At 64.0% G+C, this 15676-nt stretch carries 17 protein-coding genes; 11 read left to right on the top strand and 6 right to left on the bottom strand.

Annotated elements, in window-relative coordinates; all coding sequences use genetic code 11:
• The first annotated feature begins 60 nt into the window (after positions 1–60).
• The 3 genes from GVL04_RS13105 to GVL04_RS13095 all read left to right on the top strand — a co-directional run bounded on the left by GVL04_RS13105 (position 61) and on the right by GVL04_RS13095 (position 2864).
• A complete protein-coding gene (locus tag GVL04_RS13105; RefSeq protein WP_159705381.1) occupies positions 61–1068 on the top strand; it encodes a LacI family DNA-binding transcriptional regulator in 1008 nt (335 codons plus the stop codon).
• Positions 1069–1073: 5 nt separating this feature from the next.
• Positions 1074–1646: an orotate phosphoribosyltransferase gene (gene pyrE, locus GVL04_RS13100; protein ID WP_159705128.1), complete on the top strand. Its 573-nt coding sequence runs from the start codon at positions 1074–1076 to the stop codon at positions 1644–1646.
• A 93-nt stretch (positions 1647–1739) separates the two neighbouring features.
• Positions 1740–2864, top strand: a complete 1125-nt coding sequence (locus GVL04_RS13095) for an alpha/beta hydrolase (protein ID WP_159705125.1) — start codon at positions 1740–1742, stop codon at positions 2862–2864.
• Positions 2865–2874: 10 nt separating this feature from the next.
• On the opposite strand, the gene GVL04_RS13090 is transcribed toward GVL04_RS13095, so the two are convergent.
• Together GVL04_RS13090 and GVL04_RS13085 are read right to left on the bottom strand one after the other, a co-directional pair.
• Entirely contained in the window at positions 2875–3621 is a 747-nt protein-coding gene (locus GVL04_RS13090; protein ID WP_159705122.1) for a tyrosine-protein phosphatase, read from the bottom strand.
• An 18-nt stretch (positions 3622–3639) separates the two neighbouring features.
• Entirely contained in the window at positions 3640–4470 is an 831-nt protein-coding gene (locus tag GVL04_RS13085; protein ID WP_090826227.1) for an HAD-IIA family hydrolase, read from the bottom strand.
• 263 nt (positions 4471–4733) lie between these two features.
• Between GVL04_RS13085 and GVL04_RS13080 the strand changes: the two genes are divergently transcribed.
• The 5 genes from GVL04_RS13080 (at position 4734) to GVL04_RS13060 (ending at position 9398) form a co-directional block, all read left to right on the top strand.
• On the top strand, positions 4734–5969 hold the full coding sequence (locus GVL04_RS13080; RefSeq protein WP_159705119.1) for a hypothetical protein: 1236 nt from the start codon (positions 4734–4736) through the stop codon (positions 5967–5969).
• A 55-nt stretch (positions 5970–6024) separates the two neighbouring features.
• Positions 6025–6711: a TrmH family RNA methyltransferase gene (locus GVL04_RS13075; RefSeq protein WP_159705116.1), complete on the top strand. Its 687-nt coding sequence runs from the start codon at positions 6025–6027 to the stop codon at positions 6709–6711.
• A gap of 134 nt (positions 6712–6845) precedes the next feature.
• On the top strand, positions 6846–7778 hold the full coding sequence (locus tag GVL04_RS13070) for an endonuclease domain-containing protein (protein WP_159705114.1): 933 nt from the start codon (positions 6846–6848) through the stop codon (positions 7776–7778).
• Positions 7779–7956: 178 nt separating this feature from the next.
• Positions 7957–8976 (top strand): class II fructose-bisphosphate aldolase, encoded by a 1020-nt coding sequence (gene fbaA, locus GVL04_RS13065; protein ID WP_024819363.1) that lies wholly within the window; start codon positions 7957–7959, stop codon positions 8974–8976.
• A complete protein-coding gene (locus GVL04_RS13060) occupies positions 8976–9398 on the top strand; it encodes a DUF3151 domain-containing protein (protein WP_159705111.1) in 423 nt (140 codons plus the stop codon). Before fbaA ends, GVL04_RS13060 begins: the two co-directional genes overlap by 1 nt.
• A gap of 67 nt (positions 9399–9465) precedes the next feature.
• Here GVL04_RS13060 and GVL04_RS13055 read toward each other — a convergent pair whose 3' ends face one another.
• From GVL04_RS13055 to GVL04_RS13045, 3 genes are read right to left on the bottom strand one after another with little or no spacing between them, the layout of a single operon-like run.
• A complete protein-coding gene (locus tag GVL04_RS13055; protein WP_159705108.1) occupies positions 9466–10287 on the bottom strand; it encodes an ABC transporter ATP-binding protein in 822 nt (273 codons plus the stop codon).
• Positions 10284–11348 carry an iron-enterobactin ABC transporter permease gene (fepG, locus tag GVL04_RS13050; RefSeq protein ID WP_159705105.1) on the bottom strand — a complete coding sequence of 355 codons (1065 nt, stop codon included), beginning with the start codon at positions 11346–11348 and terminating at the stop codon, positions 10284–10286. The genes GVL04_RS13055 and fepG overlap by 4 nt, the downstream gene beginning before the upstream one ends.
• Entirely contained in the window at positions 11345–12403 is a 1059-nt protein-coding gene (locus GVL04_RS13045) for an iron chelate uptake ABC transporter family permease subunit (protein WP_235036273.1), read from the bottom strand. Before GVL04_RS13045 ends, fepG begins: the two co-directional genes overlap by 4 nt.
• A 168-nt stretch (positions 12404–12571) precedes the next feature.
• Here GVL04_RS13045 and GVL04_RS13040 point away from each other — a divergent pair, with 168 nt between their 5' ends.
• The gene (locus tag GVL04_RS13040) at positions 12572–13579 is read left to right on the top strand and encodes an ABC transporter substrate-binding protein (protein ID WP_159705099.1); all 1008 of its coding nucleotides are present in this window, start codon (positions 12572–12574) and stop codon (positions 13577–13579) included.
• Between the two features lie 152 nt (positions 13580–13731).
• Here GVL04_RS13040 and GVL04_RS13035 read toward each other — a convergent pair whose 3' ends face one another.
• Positions 13732–14364, bottom strand: a complete 633-nt coding sequence (locus tag GVL04_RS13035; protein WP_159705096.1) for a uracil-DNA glycosylase — start codon at positions 14362–14364, stop codon at positions 13732–13734.
• Between the two features lie 242 nt (positions 14365–14606).
• On the opposite strand from GVL04_RS13035, the gene GVL04_RS13030 reads away from it, so the two are divergent.
• Together GVL04_RS13030 and GVL04_RS13025 are read left to right on the top strand one after the other, a co-directional pair.
• A complete protein-coding gene (locus tag GVL04_RS13030; RefSeq protein WP_159705093.1) occupies positions 14607–14945 on the top strand; it encodes a hypothetical protein in 339 nt (112 codons plus the stop codon).
• Positions 14946–15056: 111 nt separating this feature from the next.
• Positions 15057–15674 carry a SipW-dependent-type signal peptide-containing protein gene (locus GVL04_RS13025; RefSeq protein ID WP_159705090.1) on the top strand — a complete coding sequence of 206 codons (618 nt, stop codon included), beginning with the start codon at positions 15057–15059 and terminating at the stop codon, positions 15672–15674.
• Positions 15675–15676: the final 2 nt, after the last annotated feature.

The raw sequence follows: 15676 nt of genomic DNA, 5'->3' as shown, positions 1-15676 counted from the left end.
ATGTCATCAGGGGGAGCAGCGGCCGGGCCCCAGGCAACGCTCGGGGTCAGGCCGCCAGTGATGGGAGACGTCGCGAAGATGGCAGGCGTCTCGCATCAAACCGTCTCCAGGGTCCTGAACAACCATCCGAACGTCAGCGGCAAGACCAAGGAACGAGTGGAATCAGCCATTGCATCCCTGGGGTATCGGCGCAATACAGCTGCCCGCAGCCTGGTGACCCGGCGATCCAGGACCATTGGGGTTCTCGCTTGCGAAACGGGTCAGTTCGGTCCGGCGAACACGCTGTTGGGGGTTGAACAGGCGGGAAGGGAGGCCGGGTACTTCGTCAGCATCGCCAACCTCCGCGAAGTGACCAGCGACAGCGTCAACGACGCCATCGCCCATTTCCGAAACCAATCCGTGGACGGCATTGTCATCCTGGTTCCCCACCCGGATGTCCTTGCCGCGCTGCGCGACGTCGAGGTCCCCGTGCCGATCGTCGCAGTAGGAGCGGGCGCCGGCAACCAGCTGACCGGCGCCTCCCTGGATCAACGCTTGGGAGCCCGGCGGGCTGTGGAGCACCTGATCGGTCTTGGACACCGCAGCATCGCCCACATCTCGGGACCGCCTCATTGGATCGATGCCGCCGAGCGCATCAATGGTTGGCAGGAAGCGCTCGGCGGTGCTGGCCTTGAACCCGAGGTTCTCCTCCAGGGCACATGGGACGCAGCATCCGGCTACCGCGCCGGCCTGGAACTCATCCGACATCGCAGCATCACCGCCGTCTTCGTCGCCAACGACCAAATGGCTGTCGGCGTCCTCCGGGCTGTGCAGGAAGCCGGGCTTCAGGTGCCGGGTGACATCAGCGTGGTGGGCTACGACGATCAGCCGGAAGCAGAGTTCTTCATGCCGCCGCTGACCACCATCAAGCAGGATTTCGAGGAACTGGGCCGCCGCTGCATGGAAGCGGTGCTGCAGCAACTGGAGGGAGACGGAGGGAGCGGAGAACAGATGGTCAATCCCCGTCTGGTGATCCGCTCCACCACGGCTGCCCCTGCCCTTCACAGAGCTCCGTTCCCACTAAACTAGGAGCCATGACTTCCTCGCCTGACACTGCAGCTGCCCGCGCCCGCCTTCTTGAACTCATCAAAGAGCTGGCGGTGGTCCGCGGCAAGGTGATCCTCTCCAGCGGCAAGGAAGCGGATTACTACATCGACCTCCGCCGCATCACCTTGCACCACGAGGCCTCCAAACTGGTGGGTCAGGTCATGTTGGCAATGATCGACGACGCCGGCGTTTCCGTTGAGTGCGCCGGCGGCCTCACCATGGGTGCCGACCCCGTCGGTACCGCCGTGATGAACGCTGCTGCCGACGCCGGCCGTGCCGTTGACGCCTTCGTTGTCCGCAAGGCCCAGAAGTCCTACGGCATGGGCCGCCAGGTGGAAGGGCCCTCGGTTGAAGGCCGCAACGTTGTGGTCCTGGAGGACACGTCCACCACCGGCGGATCCGCATTGACCGCCGTCGAGGGTGTCCTCAAGGCCGGCGGCAACGTGGTGGCCGTCGCCGTGATCGTCGACCGCGACACCGGCGCCAAAGAGAAGATCGAAGCAGAAACCGGTGTGCCGTACCTCTTCGCTTTCGGCAAGGATGAGCTGGGCCTCGACTAAGAATGTGCGCCCCGAAAGGCGCATCCTAACGGCTTTGGCTGTGCATAAACTCCGGGGCTGTAAGCCGCTGCCCGCGAAGCCTATGCTTGCTGCGTGGACGTTCAAGTAGGGAAGCTCCCGGCGCCGCCGGAGGTGAACGAAAACCTCCCCACGCCGGTGACTCCAGAAGCGGAGAAGGCAGAGGATCCGGGCGCATGGGCCCGGATCCTGCCTTACGCTGCCCGGCTGAAGACGACGTCCCGCCGTAACTTCCTCATTACCGCCGGAGCCTCGGCAGCGCTCGCGGGGGACATGCTGTTCACCCGTCGCGTCCAGGCCGAGCGCCGTGCCACCAAGATCCTCCGCGTCCCGGATCCCTACTCGGACCTGTACTTTCCCAAAGCCAGCTGGATCCTCTTTCCCGGATATAAAACCAGCTGGGAGGAAGCACAGTGGATACTCAACTCGCTGCGTCCTGCCCTGCATCAGCGCGGCCGCCTTGCCGCCGTCGGGTATTCCAACCTGGGACTGGACGTGGACGAAATCGTTCGCGGGATCATCCTCCACGTCCGCGAGTTGGAACTGGAGAAGCTGTACTTCTACGGCCACAGTTTCGGCGGGATGCTCGCCACGCAGGTTGCCGCCCGCCTGCTGGAACTCCACGGCGTGGAGACGCAGCTGATCGTCCTGGATTCGAGTCCGTTCAGCCGCGCAGACGTCTTGGACCAGAGCTGGTTCGACGGCGTGGTGTTCCTGTACGAGAACGGCTTCCGTATTCCGTCGGTCCTTCGCGGAGGCTACGAACTGGGGGAGCGCGTGGCGCACAAGGATGAGCGCACCTGGCGGCAAATCCTGGACCAAAGCCTGGAACAGCTCTCGCCGATCGCCCCCTCCAGCGTGCTGATCCAGACGGAGTCGGCCTACATCTACCACTTTGACGGTCTCCGACTGGCCGGAAAGATCGGTGGCGCCAAGATGGCCTTCATTGGCAACTCCAAAGACGCCACCGTGGATTATGAGTCGGCGCGCGCCGGGTGGAGCAAGGTGTTCGGAGCCAACATGGCGCTGCCCACGCTCAGCACCGAGGGCGCCCGGCCAGCGCACGCGAGCCCCCAATGGAACGGAAACATTTACCGTCCGCTGCTGGAACGGGTCCAGAATGAGCTCCAGCCGCTCCCTCCGGAGCCGGAAGAACCGTCATACCAGGAGCCGAACGGCAGGATCATCCGTCCGGCGTAAGTTTCTCCGGTCAGCGCGCTTCACGCAGCGAATCAACCTCGACGGTGGTGAGGCCCGCCTCACGCAGGAAGCCGTGAACGTCCCCAAACTCCTGCGCGAAACCAGCCAGAAAATGCCGCATCGCAGCTTCCGGGCTCTGCAGGACCATCAGCTCGGGGCTGAAATAGGTCGCAGGAGTGGAGGGGACATGAAGGCGCCAGGTCTCGGCCATGACTTCCAGCATGGTGGGAAGGCTGATTGTGGTGGCGGTGTAATCCTCCACCACGGCGTCATCTGATCCGCCGCCGGCCAGGAGTGCGATTGCCGACACCACTCCCGTGCGGTCCTTGCCCAGCGAACAATGAACCAGCGTGCGCTTGCCGCGGGCAACGGGCCGGAGCGCATCAGCGACCCACTCCGGCCGCAACCGGATCCAGCCGAGGTACAGCTCGCCCAAGTCCTCGGGAGTCTCCACTGCATGGAGCGAACCCGCCACGGCGTTCGGGTCCAGGGGGTTATTGACGAGTTCGACGGCGGGCGGGACAGCGGCGGCAGGCGCGCCGCCGTCGTCGTGAAGCAAGCCGTCGTGCTGAACCAAGCCGTCATCGTGAAGCAACCAAGGAACCAGGGACCGCTCCAGTTCGCTGCGCAGGTCCACGATGGCCTGGATGCCGTGCTCCGCCAGGAAACCCGACGTTGCAGCGGCATCCAAACCGAAAGGCTGGCTCCCCCTGAGAATCCGGCCGCCGGCCAGGGGACGCAGATTGAGCACAGCCATGGTTCGTCCTTGTTGTTCCTAGATTTGGCTCTTGAGGTCGGCCACGGAGTTCAGGATCTGGTTGGGCCGGAACGGGAAGGACACGATTTCTTCGCGCTGCGTGATGCCGCTGAGCACCAAGACCGTGTGCAGGCCAGCTTCCATGCCCGCCACGATGTCCGTGTCCATTCGGTCGCCGATCATGGCCGTGGTCTCGGAGTGGGCATCGATCTGGTTCATGGCGGAGCGGAACATCATGGGGTTCGGTTTTCCCACAATGTACGGCTCGCGGCCCGTGGCTTTGGTGATCATGGCCGCGATGGCGCCGGTTGCGGGCATGGGCCCGTCCTTGGAAGGACCGGTGGCATCCGGGTTGGTGGCGATGAAGCGGGCACCGGCCAGGATGTGGCGGACGGCCATGGTGATCGCTTCAAAGGAATAGGTACGGGTCTCGCCGAGGACCACGAAGTCGGGATCGGTGTCCGTGAGGATGAACCCGGCCTCGTGCAGGGCGGTAGTCAGGCCCGCCTCGCCGATGGTGTACGCGCGATTGCCCGAATCGGAGGATTGGACCTGGTCCTTAAGGAACTGGGCCGTGGCCAGAGCGGAGGTCCAAATGTTCTCTTCAGGGACTTCCAAGCCGGACGCGCGAAGGCGGGCGGCAAGGTCACGCGGGGTGAAGATGGAGTTGTTGGTCAGCACCAGGAAGCGCTTGGAGGTATCTACCCAGCGCTGGATGAGTTCAGCTGCGCCGGGGATCGCCTGGTTTTCATGGACCAGGACGCCGTCCATGTCAGTGAGCCAGCATTCGATTTCGTGACCGTTCCGGTAAACGGACGTGGACGTGTGGGGCGTGGATTCTTCTGCCATATTTGCCTCCGGCTGGGATTGTTCATGCACTGCCATCCAGTCTTTCATCAAACCGCTCCCTTAACCTCCTGCAATCCCGCTTATGTGGGTAGTTCTGCCCATGTGGATTATCCGCTGTGACTTGCGTTTGGAGCCTTGTGCTCGACTACGCTTGGGGCGGCGCAGGCGTGCCATCACCGTGGGTCGGGGGATCGACGCGGGGGATTTCTTGTGTCGCCGCGCTTGAGCAGGTCCCCACTCACTACCTCTGAAAGGGCCTGTCAATGAGCAACAACAACGGAGTGCCGCAGCCTCCCTACAACCCCGAGGGTGTGCCGCAGCCCCGCTACGACACCGGCCAGGGCCAGTATGGCCAGTACCAGCCAGGGCAGGCGCAGCCCACGTACCAGCCTGAAGGCCAAACTGAAGCGTTCCCGGCGCAGCAGCCACCGACCCAGGCTTATCCAGCAGCGTCCAACACTTCGCAGCAGGGACAGCCAGGGTTCCCGCCGCCCGAAGCAGGCAACCCGTCCCAGCCCGGATACCCAGGACAGCCGGGAGCAGGCAACCCGTCCCAGCCCGGATACCCGGGTCAGCCGGGGTACCCGGGCCAGCCCGGATACCCGGGCCAGCCGGGCGGACCCAACCAGAACCCGGGCGACCACAACAAGAAGTCCTTGTTCCTCATCCTGGGTGGTGTCGCCGTCGTCGTGATTATTGCGTTGGTCGTGGCGTTCACCTGGCTGATCCCCTCAATGACCAAGCCGGTGGCCGTCGAGACGCCGTCGGTGACGTCCTCTGACGCCGCGTCGGATGCGGCTGCTGAACCGTCCGCTGATCCCTCCGCCGAGGCTGAGCCATCCGGCGACGCTTCTGCGTCCTCCGACATCCCGGCCGGTGCCATCCCGCTGCCGGCTGTGTGGGAAGAATTCGCCGGCCCCAGCAACGTTCCGGCCGATGGTGATCCCTTGTTCAGCAAGTGGGTCACGGGCGAATCGTCGTTCCAATACCTGGCCGAATGGACCCACGACGAGTCGTTCGGCATCACCAAGGACCCCACCACGGGTGAGGAGATCCAGAAGAAAGCCCAAGGCACCGTTGAGACCGACGGCGACGGAATCGCGCTCGCTTACGCGTTCTTCGCGGAGTCCGAGGAAGGCAAGTTCGGTAAGGATCCCGCAGAGGTCAAGAAGGCCATCGAGGACATCGAAGCCCGGTACAAGGGCATGACGGCTACCGAACTGCCCCAGAACCTGGTGGGCCATAAGTGCACATCCGATTTCACAACCTCGATGCCGGAAATCCGTGAATTCCGCCGAGGCGCCGCAGTAGTCATTGGTTTCACCTGCACCAACGCCCGCGGCGAAGCAATCCAGGCCGTCAACCTGTTCTCCGTGACGCCGTGGGGTACACCCCAGATGCTCGGCGTCAGCGGCCACAAGGAATACTGGGATGCCCACCCCGGGCTCTTCGAACAGCTGGCCAACTCCTACCGCATCAACAAGTGGAAGATGGGCTAGGTCCGCTGGTCGAAGCCCGATCAAACGGGCAACAGGGCAGGGCTAAAGTTGAGGGGTGACTGACCTTCCCCCCACCACAGCCCTGCCCACGCCTGCCGAAACGACACCGGACGGCGAGGCAGAAGCGAAACCCGAGGTCGGCGTCGGGCCCTGGGAAGGTGAGTTGCCGGTTGGTGAGCACTGGGATCCGGACCTGTTGAGGGACGGTGACCGCCGCAACGTCGTGGACCAGTACAGGTACTGGAAACACGACGCGATCGTGGCCGACCTTGACTCCAAGCGCCACGAATTCCACATCGCCATTGAGAATTGGCAGCACGATCTCAACATTGGAACCGTGGTGCGGACCGCCAACGCGTTCCTCGCCAAAGAGGTCCACATCATTGGCCGACGCCGGTGGAACCGTCGCGGGGCCATGGTCACCGACCGCTACCAGCATGTCCGCCACCACCCCACCGTTGAGGACTTTGTCCAGTGGGCCGAGGGGGAGGGGCTTGCTGTAATCGGCATCGATATCTTCCCGGATTCCGTGCCGCTTGAAACCTTCGACCTCCCTAAGAAATGTGTTCTGGTGTTCGGTCAGGAGGGCCCGGGCCTCACGCCCGAGGTGCACGAAGCCGCCGTCGCCACCTTGTCCATCGAGCAGTTCGGATCCACACGATCCATGAACGCGGCCTCAGCCGCCGCGATCGCCATGCACGCCTGGGTTCGGCGGCACGTGTTCCAGCAGCCCATCTCCTAGCCATCCCCCCCGAGATGCCATTTAATGACAGTCCCAGCGCCCCGGATTGTCATTAAGTGCCACCTCGGCGCTGGGTGTGCAGCCTGAACTGTGGATAACCTGCCGGCCACTCGGCTGGGCAGCCAGAATGGGGCATGCGCAGGAAATCACTACCCGAACATCTGACCACTGGGTCGTTCTCCGTGCGTGCATCGGACAAGGCCGGCGTGACCCGCTCCCGAACCCGGGCCGTGGACTTGGTGCTGGTATCCCGGGGGATCAGGGTGCCGGTCGGGTCCGATGCTGCTGGGGCTTCTGCACTTCGCGCCTATACGGACTTGGATGACGCGTCCATCCTTGTCTCACTGTCGGCGGCGCGTGTGTGGGGCATTCCTTTGCCCATCAAGCGCAGGGGAGACTGGCGCATCCACATCGCCCGGCGCCGTGGATTCAGTTTCCCCCGCCGGGTCAACGTGGCTGGGCACCTCCTCACGCTCCTGCCGGAGGAAGTGGTGGAGTACGACGGCGTCAGGCTCACCTCGCCTGCGCGGACGTGGTTGGACTTGGCCACGCTGCTGACATTGGAAGACCTGGTGGCAGCCGGCGACCACCTGGTGTGTTCCCATGGACCCGGGTTTCCGGTGCCCCGGGAAGCGTTGTGCAGCATCGCGGAACTTGCCGGGATCGTGGGCCGTCATCCGGGCATGCGCGGAGTGCGGACGGCGCGGGCCGCGCTGGAACTCATCCGCGTCGGGGCCGATTCTGCCCCGGAATCACTGATGAGATTGGCATTGATCGACGCGAACCTGCCCGAGCCGGTGCTCAATCACGTGATCCGCAACCACTTCGGTCAGGCCGTGCTGTGGCCGGACGCCGCGTACCTTGAGTACAGGATCTCCTTGCAATACGACGGCGAACACCACGGCGGAGCCGAGCAACATTTGAGGGACATCGAGCGCCAGGAGAGGTCCCTCGCCCAGGGCTGGTTGGAGGTCCGGATTTCCAAGCACGACCTCGAAGGTGAGCGTCCCGCCGTCGTACATAAAGTCCGCCGCGCGCTCCAAAGCCGAGGCTGGGCACCGAGGTGACACTTAATGACAGTCCCAGCGCGTGGGATTGTCATTAAGTGCCAACTCGGCGGAAGTGTTAAGTGCCACAGTGACCCGAAACACGGCGTCCCGGCGGATATCGCTAGGATGGGTGCTAGCCGTAAGCGGTCTACTCCAGGGTTACCAACCCACAGACGAATTCAGCATAGGAGTCACCATGCCCATTGCAACCCCAGAGATTTACTCCGAGATGATCGACCGTGCGAAGGCTGGCGGTTTCGCTTTCCCCGCGGTCAACGTGACGTCGTCGCAGACTCTGAATGCTGCGATCCGCGGTTTCGCCGAGGCCGAGTCCGATGGCATCATCCAGGTTTCCACCGGTGGCGCAGCCTACTGGTCCGGTGCTTCGGTCAAGGACATGGTGGCCGGTTCCCTGGGCTTCGCCGCGTTCGCCCGCGAGGTGGCGAAGAACTATAACGTCAACATCGCCCTGCACACGGACCACTGCCCGCAGGACAAGCTGGCGGACTTTGTCCTGCCGTTGCTGGCTGCGTCGGAGGAAGCCGTCAAGGCCGGCAAGGACCCGATCTTCAACTCGCACATGTGGGACGGCTCGCACGAGACCCTGTCGGAGAACTTGCGCATCGGCCGTGAACTGCTGGAGCGTGCTGCTGCTGCGAAGATTATCCTCGAGGTGGAAATCGGTACCGTTGGTGGCGAGGAAGACGGTGTTGAGAACGAGATCAACGAGAAGCTTTACACCACCACCGAGGATGCCCTGGCCACCATTGAGGCACTCGGAGCCGGCGAAAACGGCCGCTACCTCACCGCACTGACCTTCGGCAACGTGCACGGCGTGTACAAGCCGGGCAACGTGAAGCTCCGCCCTGAGCTGCTCAAGCAGATCCAGGCAGAGGTCGGCGCCAAAATCGGCAAGGAAAACCCGTTCGATCTCGTGTTCCACGGCGGCTCGGGCTCCACGGAACAGGAAATCGCTGACGCCGTTTCCTACGGTGTGATCAAGATGAACATTGATACCGACACCCAGTACGCGTTCACCCGCCCGGTGGCCGGGCACATGCTCGCCAACTACGACGGCGTCCTGAAGATCGACGGCGAAATGGGCAACAAGAAGACCTACGATCCCCGCGTTTGGGGTGCTTCGGCCGAGGCCGGCATGGCCGCGCGCATCGTCGAAGCCGCCCAGCAGCTCGGATCGGTGGGCAAGACCTTCTAATGTCGGACGAATTCCGGAAGAACCTGATGGGGCCGGAGCCCACGCTCCTGCCCGCCGAAACCGAGATCTACCAGCACCTGGCTCTCGGCAAGGAAGCGTTGGATCTCGTGGAGAAGAACCCCACGTCGTCGCTGCTGTGGGCCATCCTCGCGGAGGAAGCCTGGGCCGAAGGCCGGACGATCGAGTCCTACGCCTACGCCCGTGTCGGCTACCACCGCGGCCTGGATTCCCTGCGCCGCAACGGGTGGCGCGGCGTCGGACCCATCCCGTGGGAGCACGAGCCCAACCAGGGCTTCCTGCGTGCGCTCTACGCGCTGGGCCGTGCGGCCTCCGCTATCGGCGAGGCTGAAGAGCCGGAGCGGATCGAGAAGTTCCTGAACGACTCGGACCCCAAGGCCAAGGCAGCGCTCGAAGCCCGCTAAGGCATCAAAGCAATGAACGACGGCGACCCTCACCAAAAGGCGAGGGTCGCCGTCGTCGTTAATAGCGTTAGTCCGTGACCGCTGCGTGGCGGGGTCGCCCGAGCGGGACCACCAGCGGCGTGTGCGTCACGGGGTCGTCGATGATTTGGCAGGCCATGCCGAACACGTCCTCCACCAAGGACTCGGTGATCACGTCAGCGGGAGCCCCTTCGGCCACTACCACGCCGTCTTTCATGGCGATGATGTGGTCTGCGTAGCGGCTGGCATGGTTGAGGTCGTGCAGCACTGCGACCAGCGTGTGGCCCTTGTCCAGGTTGAGCTCGCGGAAGAGTTCCAACAGTTCGATCTGGTGTGCGATATCAAGGAACGTGGTGGGCTCGTCCAGGAGCATCAGCGGCGTCTGCTGGGCGAGAACCATGGCCACCCACACACGCTGGCGCTGGCCGCCGGAGAGCTCGTCAACCAGCCGCCCGGACAATGCGGCGACGCCGGTGGCATCCATGGCTTCCACGACGGCCACTTCATCGGCCTCGGACCATTGACGCAGCAGTTTCTGGTGCGGGTACCGGCCTCGTGCCACGAGGTCGGCCACGGTGATGCCGTCGGGTGCGATGGAGGACTGCGGCAGCAGCCCGAGGCGCCGGGCGAGTTCCTTCGCGGGCAGCGCGGTCACGGATTTGCCGTCCAGCAGCACCTGTCCGCTGCGCGGCTTGATGAGCCGGGCGAGGGCGCGCAGGAGCGTGGACTTGCCGCAGGCGTTGGGCCCCACGATCACGGTGAACTTTCCCTCGGGGATGCGCACGTTGAGGTTCTCGGAGATGATGCGTTGCTCGTAGCCGATGGTCAGGGCTTCGGCGTGGAGCTGAGGAGCAGAAGTAGTGAGGATCATGATTTCCTTGCTTCCCTGGCCAGCAGCCAGACGAGGTAGATACCGCCGATGCATACCGTCACAACGCCGACGGGGAGCTGGATCGGAGAGAACAGGCGTTGCGCGGCGAGGTCGCTCGCCACCAGCAGGAAGGCACCCATCACTGCGGACGGAACCAAGGTGATGCCGGCGCTCCCGGTGAGCCGACGGGCCAACTGCGGGGCGGCGAGGGCGACGAACGCGATGGGACCGGCCACTGCCGTCACAGCCGCAGTGAGCGCCACGCCCAGGATGAGTAGCAACAAACGGGTGGGTTCCGCCCGGACGCCCAAGGCGCGTGCGGCGTCGTCGCCCATTTCCAGGAGTTGCATCCGACGCGTCACGGCCAGCGTGGCCAAGCCAACCACAACAACCACGACGGCGGCAGGCGCCGCTTGCTCCCACGTGATGCCGTTGAGGGACCCGGCTCCCCAAACGGCTGCCGCCAGGGCGGCTTCAAGTTCGGCCTGCAGGATGAGCCAGTGATTCAAGGCGGCCAGCATCGCGCTGATGCCGATGCCCACGATGATGAGCCGGAAGCCTTGGGAGCCGCGGCGGTAAGCCAGCAAATAGACGGCCAGAGCGGTGAGGACGCCACCCACAAGGGCGCCCGCTGCGATGCCAAGGTAGCCGCCACCAACTGTCAGCATCACGATCAGCGCCCCAGTGTAGGCGCCTGTGTTGAAGCCGATGATGTCCGGGCTGCCCAAAGGGTTGCGGGTCATGGACTGGAAAATGCCGCCGCTCATGCCCAGGGCGGCACCGAACACCAACGCCGCCAGCACACGGGGGAGCCGCCACTCCATGACGATGGTCTGTGCAAGTCCCGGGGCATCTCCGGTGAAGGCTTGCAGGACCTGTTGCACAGTGACGTCGTAGTCGCCGGTGGCCAGTGAAACCACGGCCACGGCAAGCGCGGCCAGGAGCAGCGGGATGCAGACGAGGATGCTGCGGACATCGAACCGGAGGCTCAGCGAGCGGTTGCGAAGCAGAACGGTGGGCCGGCCAAAGTCCACTCGAGTCCCGGGGTCCAGGCGACTCATAGTCCGCTCACCTTCCGGCGCCGCGCCAACGCGATCAGCACGGGAGCACCGATGAACGCGGTCACCACTCCCACTTGGAGCTCACCGGGTGCGGCAACCCTGCCAACGACGTCGGACACCAGCAGCAGGATGGGGGAGAGCACCACGGTGGTGGCCAGGATCCACCGCTGGTCCGGGCCCACGATCCACCGGGCCACGTGCGGAATCATGAGCCCCACGAATCCGATGGCTCCGGCACCGGCCGTTGCTGCGCCGCTCAGGAGGGTGATGGAAATAATCCCCAGGATGCGCGTGCGGTTGACGTTGGCGCCCAGGGAGGTGGCGAGGTCGTCGCCCAGCGCCACGGCATTGAGTCCGCGGACGCAGAACAACGCCACCAGCAGGCCCGCGCCCATGAACGGCGCCACAGTCAGGACCGACTCCATGCTGCGCGTGTCCAGTGAGCCGATGCTCCACGAGCGCAGGTGGTCAAAAGCTTTCGGATTCAGGAGCGTGAGCCCGGATCCAATGCCGGTGAGCACCGCGCCCAAGGCCACTCCGGCCAGCGTCAGCCGGATCGGATTCACCACGTTTCTACCGGAAGTGCCGATCAAGTACACGGCCGCCGTTGTGAGGATGGCGCCGGCAAACGCGAACCAGATGTAGCCGCTCAGGGAACCAACGCCGAAGACGCCGATCGCCAGCACGATCGCGAAGGATGCGCCGGCGTTGACGCCCAGGATGCCAGGATCTGCCAGCGGATTCCGCGTGATCGCCTGGATCAGCGCGCCGGCCACACCCAGGGCGACTCCGACGGCGATCCCCATCAAGGTACGCGGCAGGCGGCTTTCCAGAATGATCGCGTGATCTGCCGTGTCCTGTGGGTTGGTGAACGCTTCCAGGACGGTGGCAGCCGGGATGAACTTCGCCCCGACGCCCAGGCTCAACATCACGGCACCCAGGAGTACCGCCGCGGCAAGGGCCAGGAAGACGATCCGCCAGCGGGATTTATTGACGACGCCGGAACGCGGCACCGCGCCGGCAGCCGGAAGGGCGGGAGCGGCTACTTGGGACATAGCGCCGTCATGTGGGACACAGCAGGGGACCATTCCGGAGAGGTGGGGCGGTAATAGGGGGCGATCCCGTGACTGTCGTCACAACGTCACGGAAGTGTGCCTTAATTAGGTTAGCCTTACCCAGTGAAAAATGACGATTTTGAAGTACAGCCGCGTAAGGCTTCCCGCATGCGCAAGCTTTCCATGAAGGTGGCCGGAGTCGCCTTGGTAGCTGGCCTCCTTGCGGGCTGCGGCGCCAGTGGTGGCTCGGGCTCCAGTGCCGGCAACGCGGATGTTGCAACGGGCGGATCCAAGTTCACTACTGCGGACCAGGAAACGGCCAAGCTCGGCACGGACGCCGCCCCCGGCGTTTTCCCGCGTACCCTGAAGCACGCCAACGGTGAGACCACCTTGGAGAAGAAGCCCACACGCGTGGTGGTCCTCGACACCGGCGAGCTGGACGACGTCGTGACCCTCGGCATCACGCCGGTAGGGATGGCCACCACCGAAGGCGCCAACCCTGTCCCCACGTACTTGGCTGACAAGGTCAAGGATGTGGCTTCGGTTGGCACCATCCAGGACCTGAACCTCGAAGCAATCGCTGCGCTGAAGCCGGACCTCATCCTGGGCAGCCAGCTCCGCGCCGACAAACTGTACAAGCAACTGTCCGCCATTGCTCCCACAGTCTTCAGCATCCGCCCCGGCTTCCCGTGGAAGGAGAACTTCCTCCTGGTGGGCAAGTCCTTGGGCGAGGAAGACAAAGCCGTCAAGGCCTTGAACGACTACCAAACGGAAGCGGACGCCCTCAAGGCAGACGTCAAGGGCGATCCCAAAATCTCGCTGGTCCGCTTCCTGCCGGGCAAGATCCGACTCTATGCGAACAAGTCACTGATCGGCGTCATCCTGAAGGACGCTGGCCTGGCCCGTCCCGAGAACCAGAATATTGACGAACTCGCCGCCGAGATTTCGGCCGAAAACATCGAGCAAGGGGATGCAGACTGGATCTTCTACAGCAGCTACGGTGACCCCGCTGCCACCGGCGAAACGTCCGTGGTTGAAGGCGCTGTCTGGCCTAAGCTCGGTGCCGTCAAAGCCGGCCAGGCCAAGGCCGTCAGCGACGACGTCTGGTTCCTCGGCCTCGGCCCCACCGGCGCCCAGCTGATCCTCAAGGACCTCCGGAGCATGCTGGTCGGCTAACGCCTCCACTCCAAAACAAGCACCCCAACGTACGACGGCGGCCCCCACCAAAAGGTGAGGGCCGCCGTCGTCGCTAATTCGCCCAAGTAGGTCGCATTTGTGCGCGTATTGAGCGCTCAAAACGCGCACAAATGCGACTCAGTTGGGTACGGCTAGGCCTTGCGGGGGATGCCCGTGCGTGCCATGGCCTCGGCGTAGGCGCCGTGGATGGCATCCAGGTATTCCTGCTGGCGTGCCGGAGTGCCGGCGAAGGAGCGGCCACCGAGCGAGCGGACCTTGAAGGTCTTGAACCCGCGGCGGGCGATGCTGGCCGGAGCAGCCTTCATGAGCTGGTCGGCGAGGCGGTGTGCCTCATTGCCGTGTGCTACCAGTGCGGAGGTGCGCGGGAGGAGCTGGAGGAGACGCAGCAAAGGCTTGAGGCCTTCGGTGATGTTGGCCGGCGTGAGCTTGCCCGGTTCCTCGGTGGGTTCGATCCACGGGTACGCGTTCCACGGAATCATGAGCTCGGGGCGGAGGCCCAGCTGCCACTGCATGCCGAGCATGCGGGTGCCGGCTTCGTCGTCACCCGGGGTGATGAAACCCTCGCCGGTGTTGGTGCGCTGATTGGAGAAAAGGCTGACGATGCGGCAGTCATCCATGCTGTGGGCGGGGTCGATGTAAAGGACCTCGCTGCCCGGCTTCTGCTCCTTGATGGAGTCGCACAACTCGTTGACCTCGGCGATGTGCGGTTCGTAGCGGCGGTTCCAGAGGATTTCTTCGGGTGATTCAGTCGCCAGTTCTTGCATCAGGGGTTAGGTCTCCTAGGTGTTACAGCGCACCATTCCAAGGGGCCGCGGGCATGCCGCAGCCGAACCTCAAAGGGTGCTGTTGGGGGCTAACTAACCTTACCGGACTATGGGGGTTAACGGGGCCTGTCCCGGCGCGCCCCGAAATGCGACGCGGCGTGTTGCCCGGAAACGTGGCGGGTATCTCGACGGCGGCGGTCAAGTCTCGACGACGGCCCGCGGGGTCGTGCATGATGCGGCATATGGAGAAACAAGAACCGTCGGCTGCCGCCGTTTCCGCTTTTGAGGGCTTGGGCGCAGAACTTGCCGCGGCCGGCGTCGTCATGGGAAAGATGTTCGGGGCCAATTCGCTCATGCTGAACAAGAAGGCGTTGGCCTGTTTGAACGGCGACAAGGTGGTCTTCAAACTCGGCCGGGACACCGCGGAGCACGCCCGTGCGCTTGAGCTGCCGGGCGCGGTGTTGTTTGATCCGTCAGGAATGAAGCGCCCGTTCAAGGACTGGGTTGAAGTACCCTTTTCCTCCAACGAAGAGTGGCCCGCGTTCGCCGAAGCTGCGCTGCAGTTCGTGGCCGGTGAGTGATTAACCCTTAAGTGCCGGTCAGGGCTGCTGATGTCCGTCCGAGTAGATGATGGGTTGGAAGGGGAGTCATTTGGCGACCCGTCACGCGCCAACACTCATCTCGGGGGAACAATGGTTGCAAATGAAGTAGCTTCACCGGAAACAAGGCAGCGTCATGGCAAGGCACCCAAGGTCCGCGCCTTCCTGGCTGGTGGCCTGGTACTGGGAGTAGGGGCTGCCATTACCTTGGCAGCATGGAATGACTCCGAATTTGCCCAAGGTACCTTCACCGCCGGTGCGTTCAACCTTGAGGGCAGCACGGACGGCGCCGCGTTCGGAGAGAACCCGGTGACGGCGCCGGCAACGCTTGGCTTCACTGCCACGCCGTCCAACCTCTCACCCGGGGACGTGGTCACGGCCCCCTTCGCGGTCAGGCTGGATGACGCCACCACCAACGACGCCACGGTCACGGTCTCAACTGAAGCATCGACGGGTGCACTGACCGGCCTCACGTACTCCCTCACGCAATCGACGGATTTTGGGTGCGCTGAACCGGTGGACACAACGTTGGTGGCAGCCGGACAGGTACTGGGCACGACGCCGGGCAGTGTCACGTTTGCGCTGACGCAGGGAGCGGGCACCAATCCGGGCGATCCAGTGAACCTGTGCTTCCGGATCACGGCCGACGATGACCTCGTCCAATCCCAAACCGGGACCACCACCTGGGAATTCGCCGCGCAATCGCAGTGATC

It is taken from the genome of Arthrobacter sp. 18067 (genome assembly GCF_902706295.1).
GTDB lineage: Bacteria > Actinomycetota > Actinomycetes > Actinomycetales > Micrococcaceae > Arthrobacter.
Note: the sequence above shows the minus strand (reverse complement) of the source record. Positions and strands in the feature narration are given on the sequence as shown.

Bases quoted from the DNA above. Each gene is read 5' to 3' on its own strand.
- GVL04_RS13105 (WP_159705381.1), top strand. From the start codon at position 61: ATGGGAGACGTCGCGAAGATGGCAGGCGTCTCGCATCAAACCGTCTCC.
- pyrE (WP_159705128.1), top strand. From the start codon at position 1,074: ATGACTTCCTCGCCTGACACTGCAGCTGCCCGCGCCCGCCTTCTTGAA.
- GVL04_RS13090 (WP_159705122.1), bottom strand. From the start codon at position 3,621: ATGGCTGTGCTCAATCTGCGTCCCCTGGCCGGCGGCCGGATTCTCAGG.
- GVL04_RS13085 (WP_090826227.1), bottom strand. From the start codon at position 4,470: ATGGCAGAAGAATCCACGCCCCACACGTCCACGTCCGTTTACCGGAAC.
- GVL04_RS13080 (WP_159705119.1), top strand. From the start codon at position 4,734: ATGAGCAACAACAACGGAGTGCCGCAGCCTCCCTACAACCCCGAGGGT.
- GVL04_RS13070 (WP_159705114.1), top strand. From the start codon at position 6,846: ATGCGCAGGAAATCACTACCCGAACATCTGACCACTGGGTCGTTCTCC.
- fbaA (WP_024819363.1), top strand. From the start codon at position 7,957: ATGCCCATTGCAACCCCAGAGATTTACTCCGAGATGATCGACCGTGCG.
- GVL04_RS13060 (WP_159705111.1), top strand. From the start codon at position 8,976: ATGTCGGACGAATTCCGGAAGAACCTGATGGGGCCGGAGCCCACGCTC.
- GVL04_RS13055 (WP_159705108.1), bottom strand. From the start codon at position 10,287: ATGATCCTCACTACTTCTGCTCCTCAGCTCCACGCCGAAGCCCTGACC.
- fepG (WP_159705105.1), bottom strand. From the start codon at position 11,348: ATGAGTCGCCTGGACCCCGGGACTCGAGTGGACTTTGGCCGGCCCACC.
- GVL04_RS13045 (WP_235036273.1), bottom strand. From the start codon at position 12,403: ATGTCCCAAGTAGCCGCTCCCGCCCTTCCGGCTGCCGGCGCGGTGCCG.
- GVL04_RS13040 (WP_159705099.1), top strand. From the start codon at position 12,572: ATGCGCAAGCTTTCCATGAAGGTGGCCGGAGTCGCCTTGGTAGCTGGC.
- GVL04_RS13035 (WP_159705096.1), bottom strand. From the start codon at position 14,364: ATGCAAGAACTGGCGACTGAATCACCCGAAGAAATCCTCTGGAACCGC.
- GVL04_RS13030 (WP_159705093.1), top strand. From the start codon at position 14,607: ATGGAGAAACAAGAACCGTCGGCTGCCGCCGTTTCCGCTTTTGAGGGC.
- GVL04_RS13025 (WP_159705090.1), top strand. From the start codon at position 15,057: ATGGTTGCAAATGAAGTAGCTTCACCGGAAACAAGGCAGCGTCATGGC.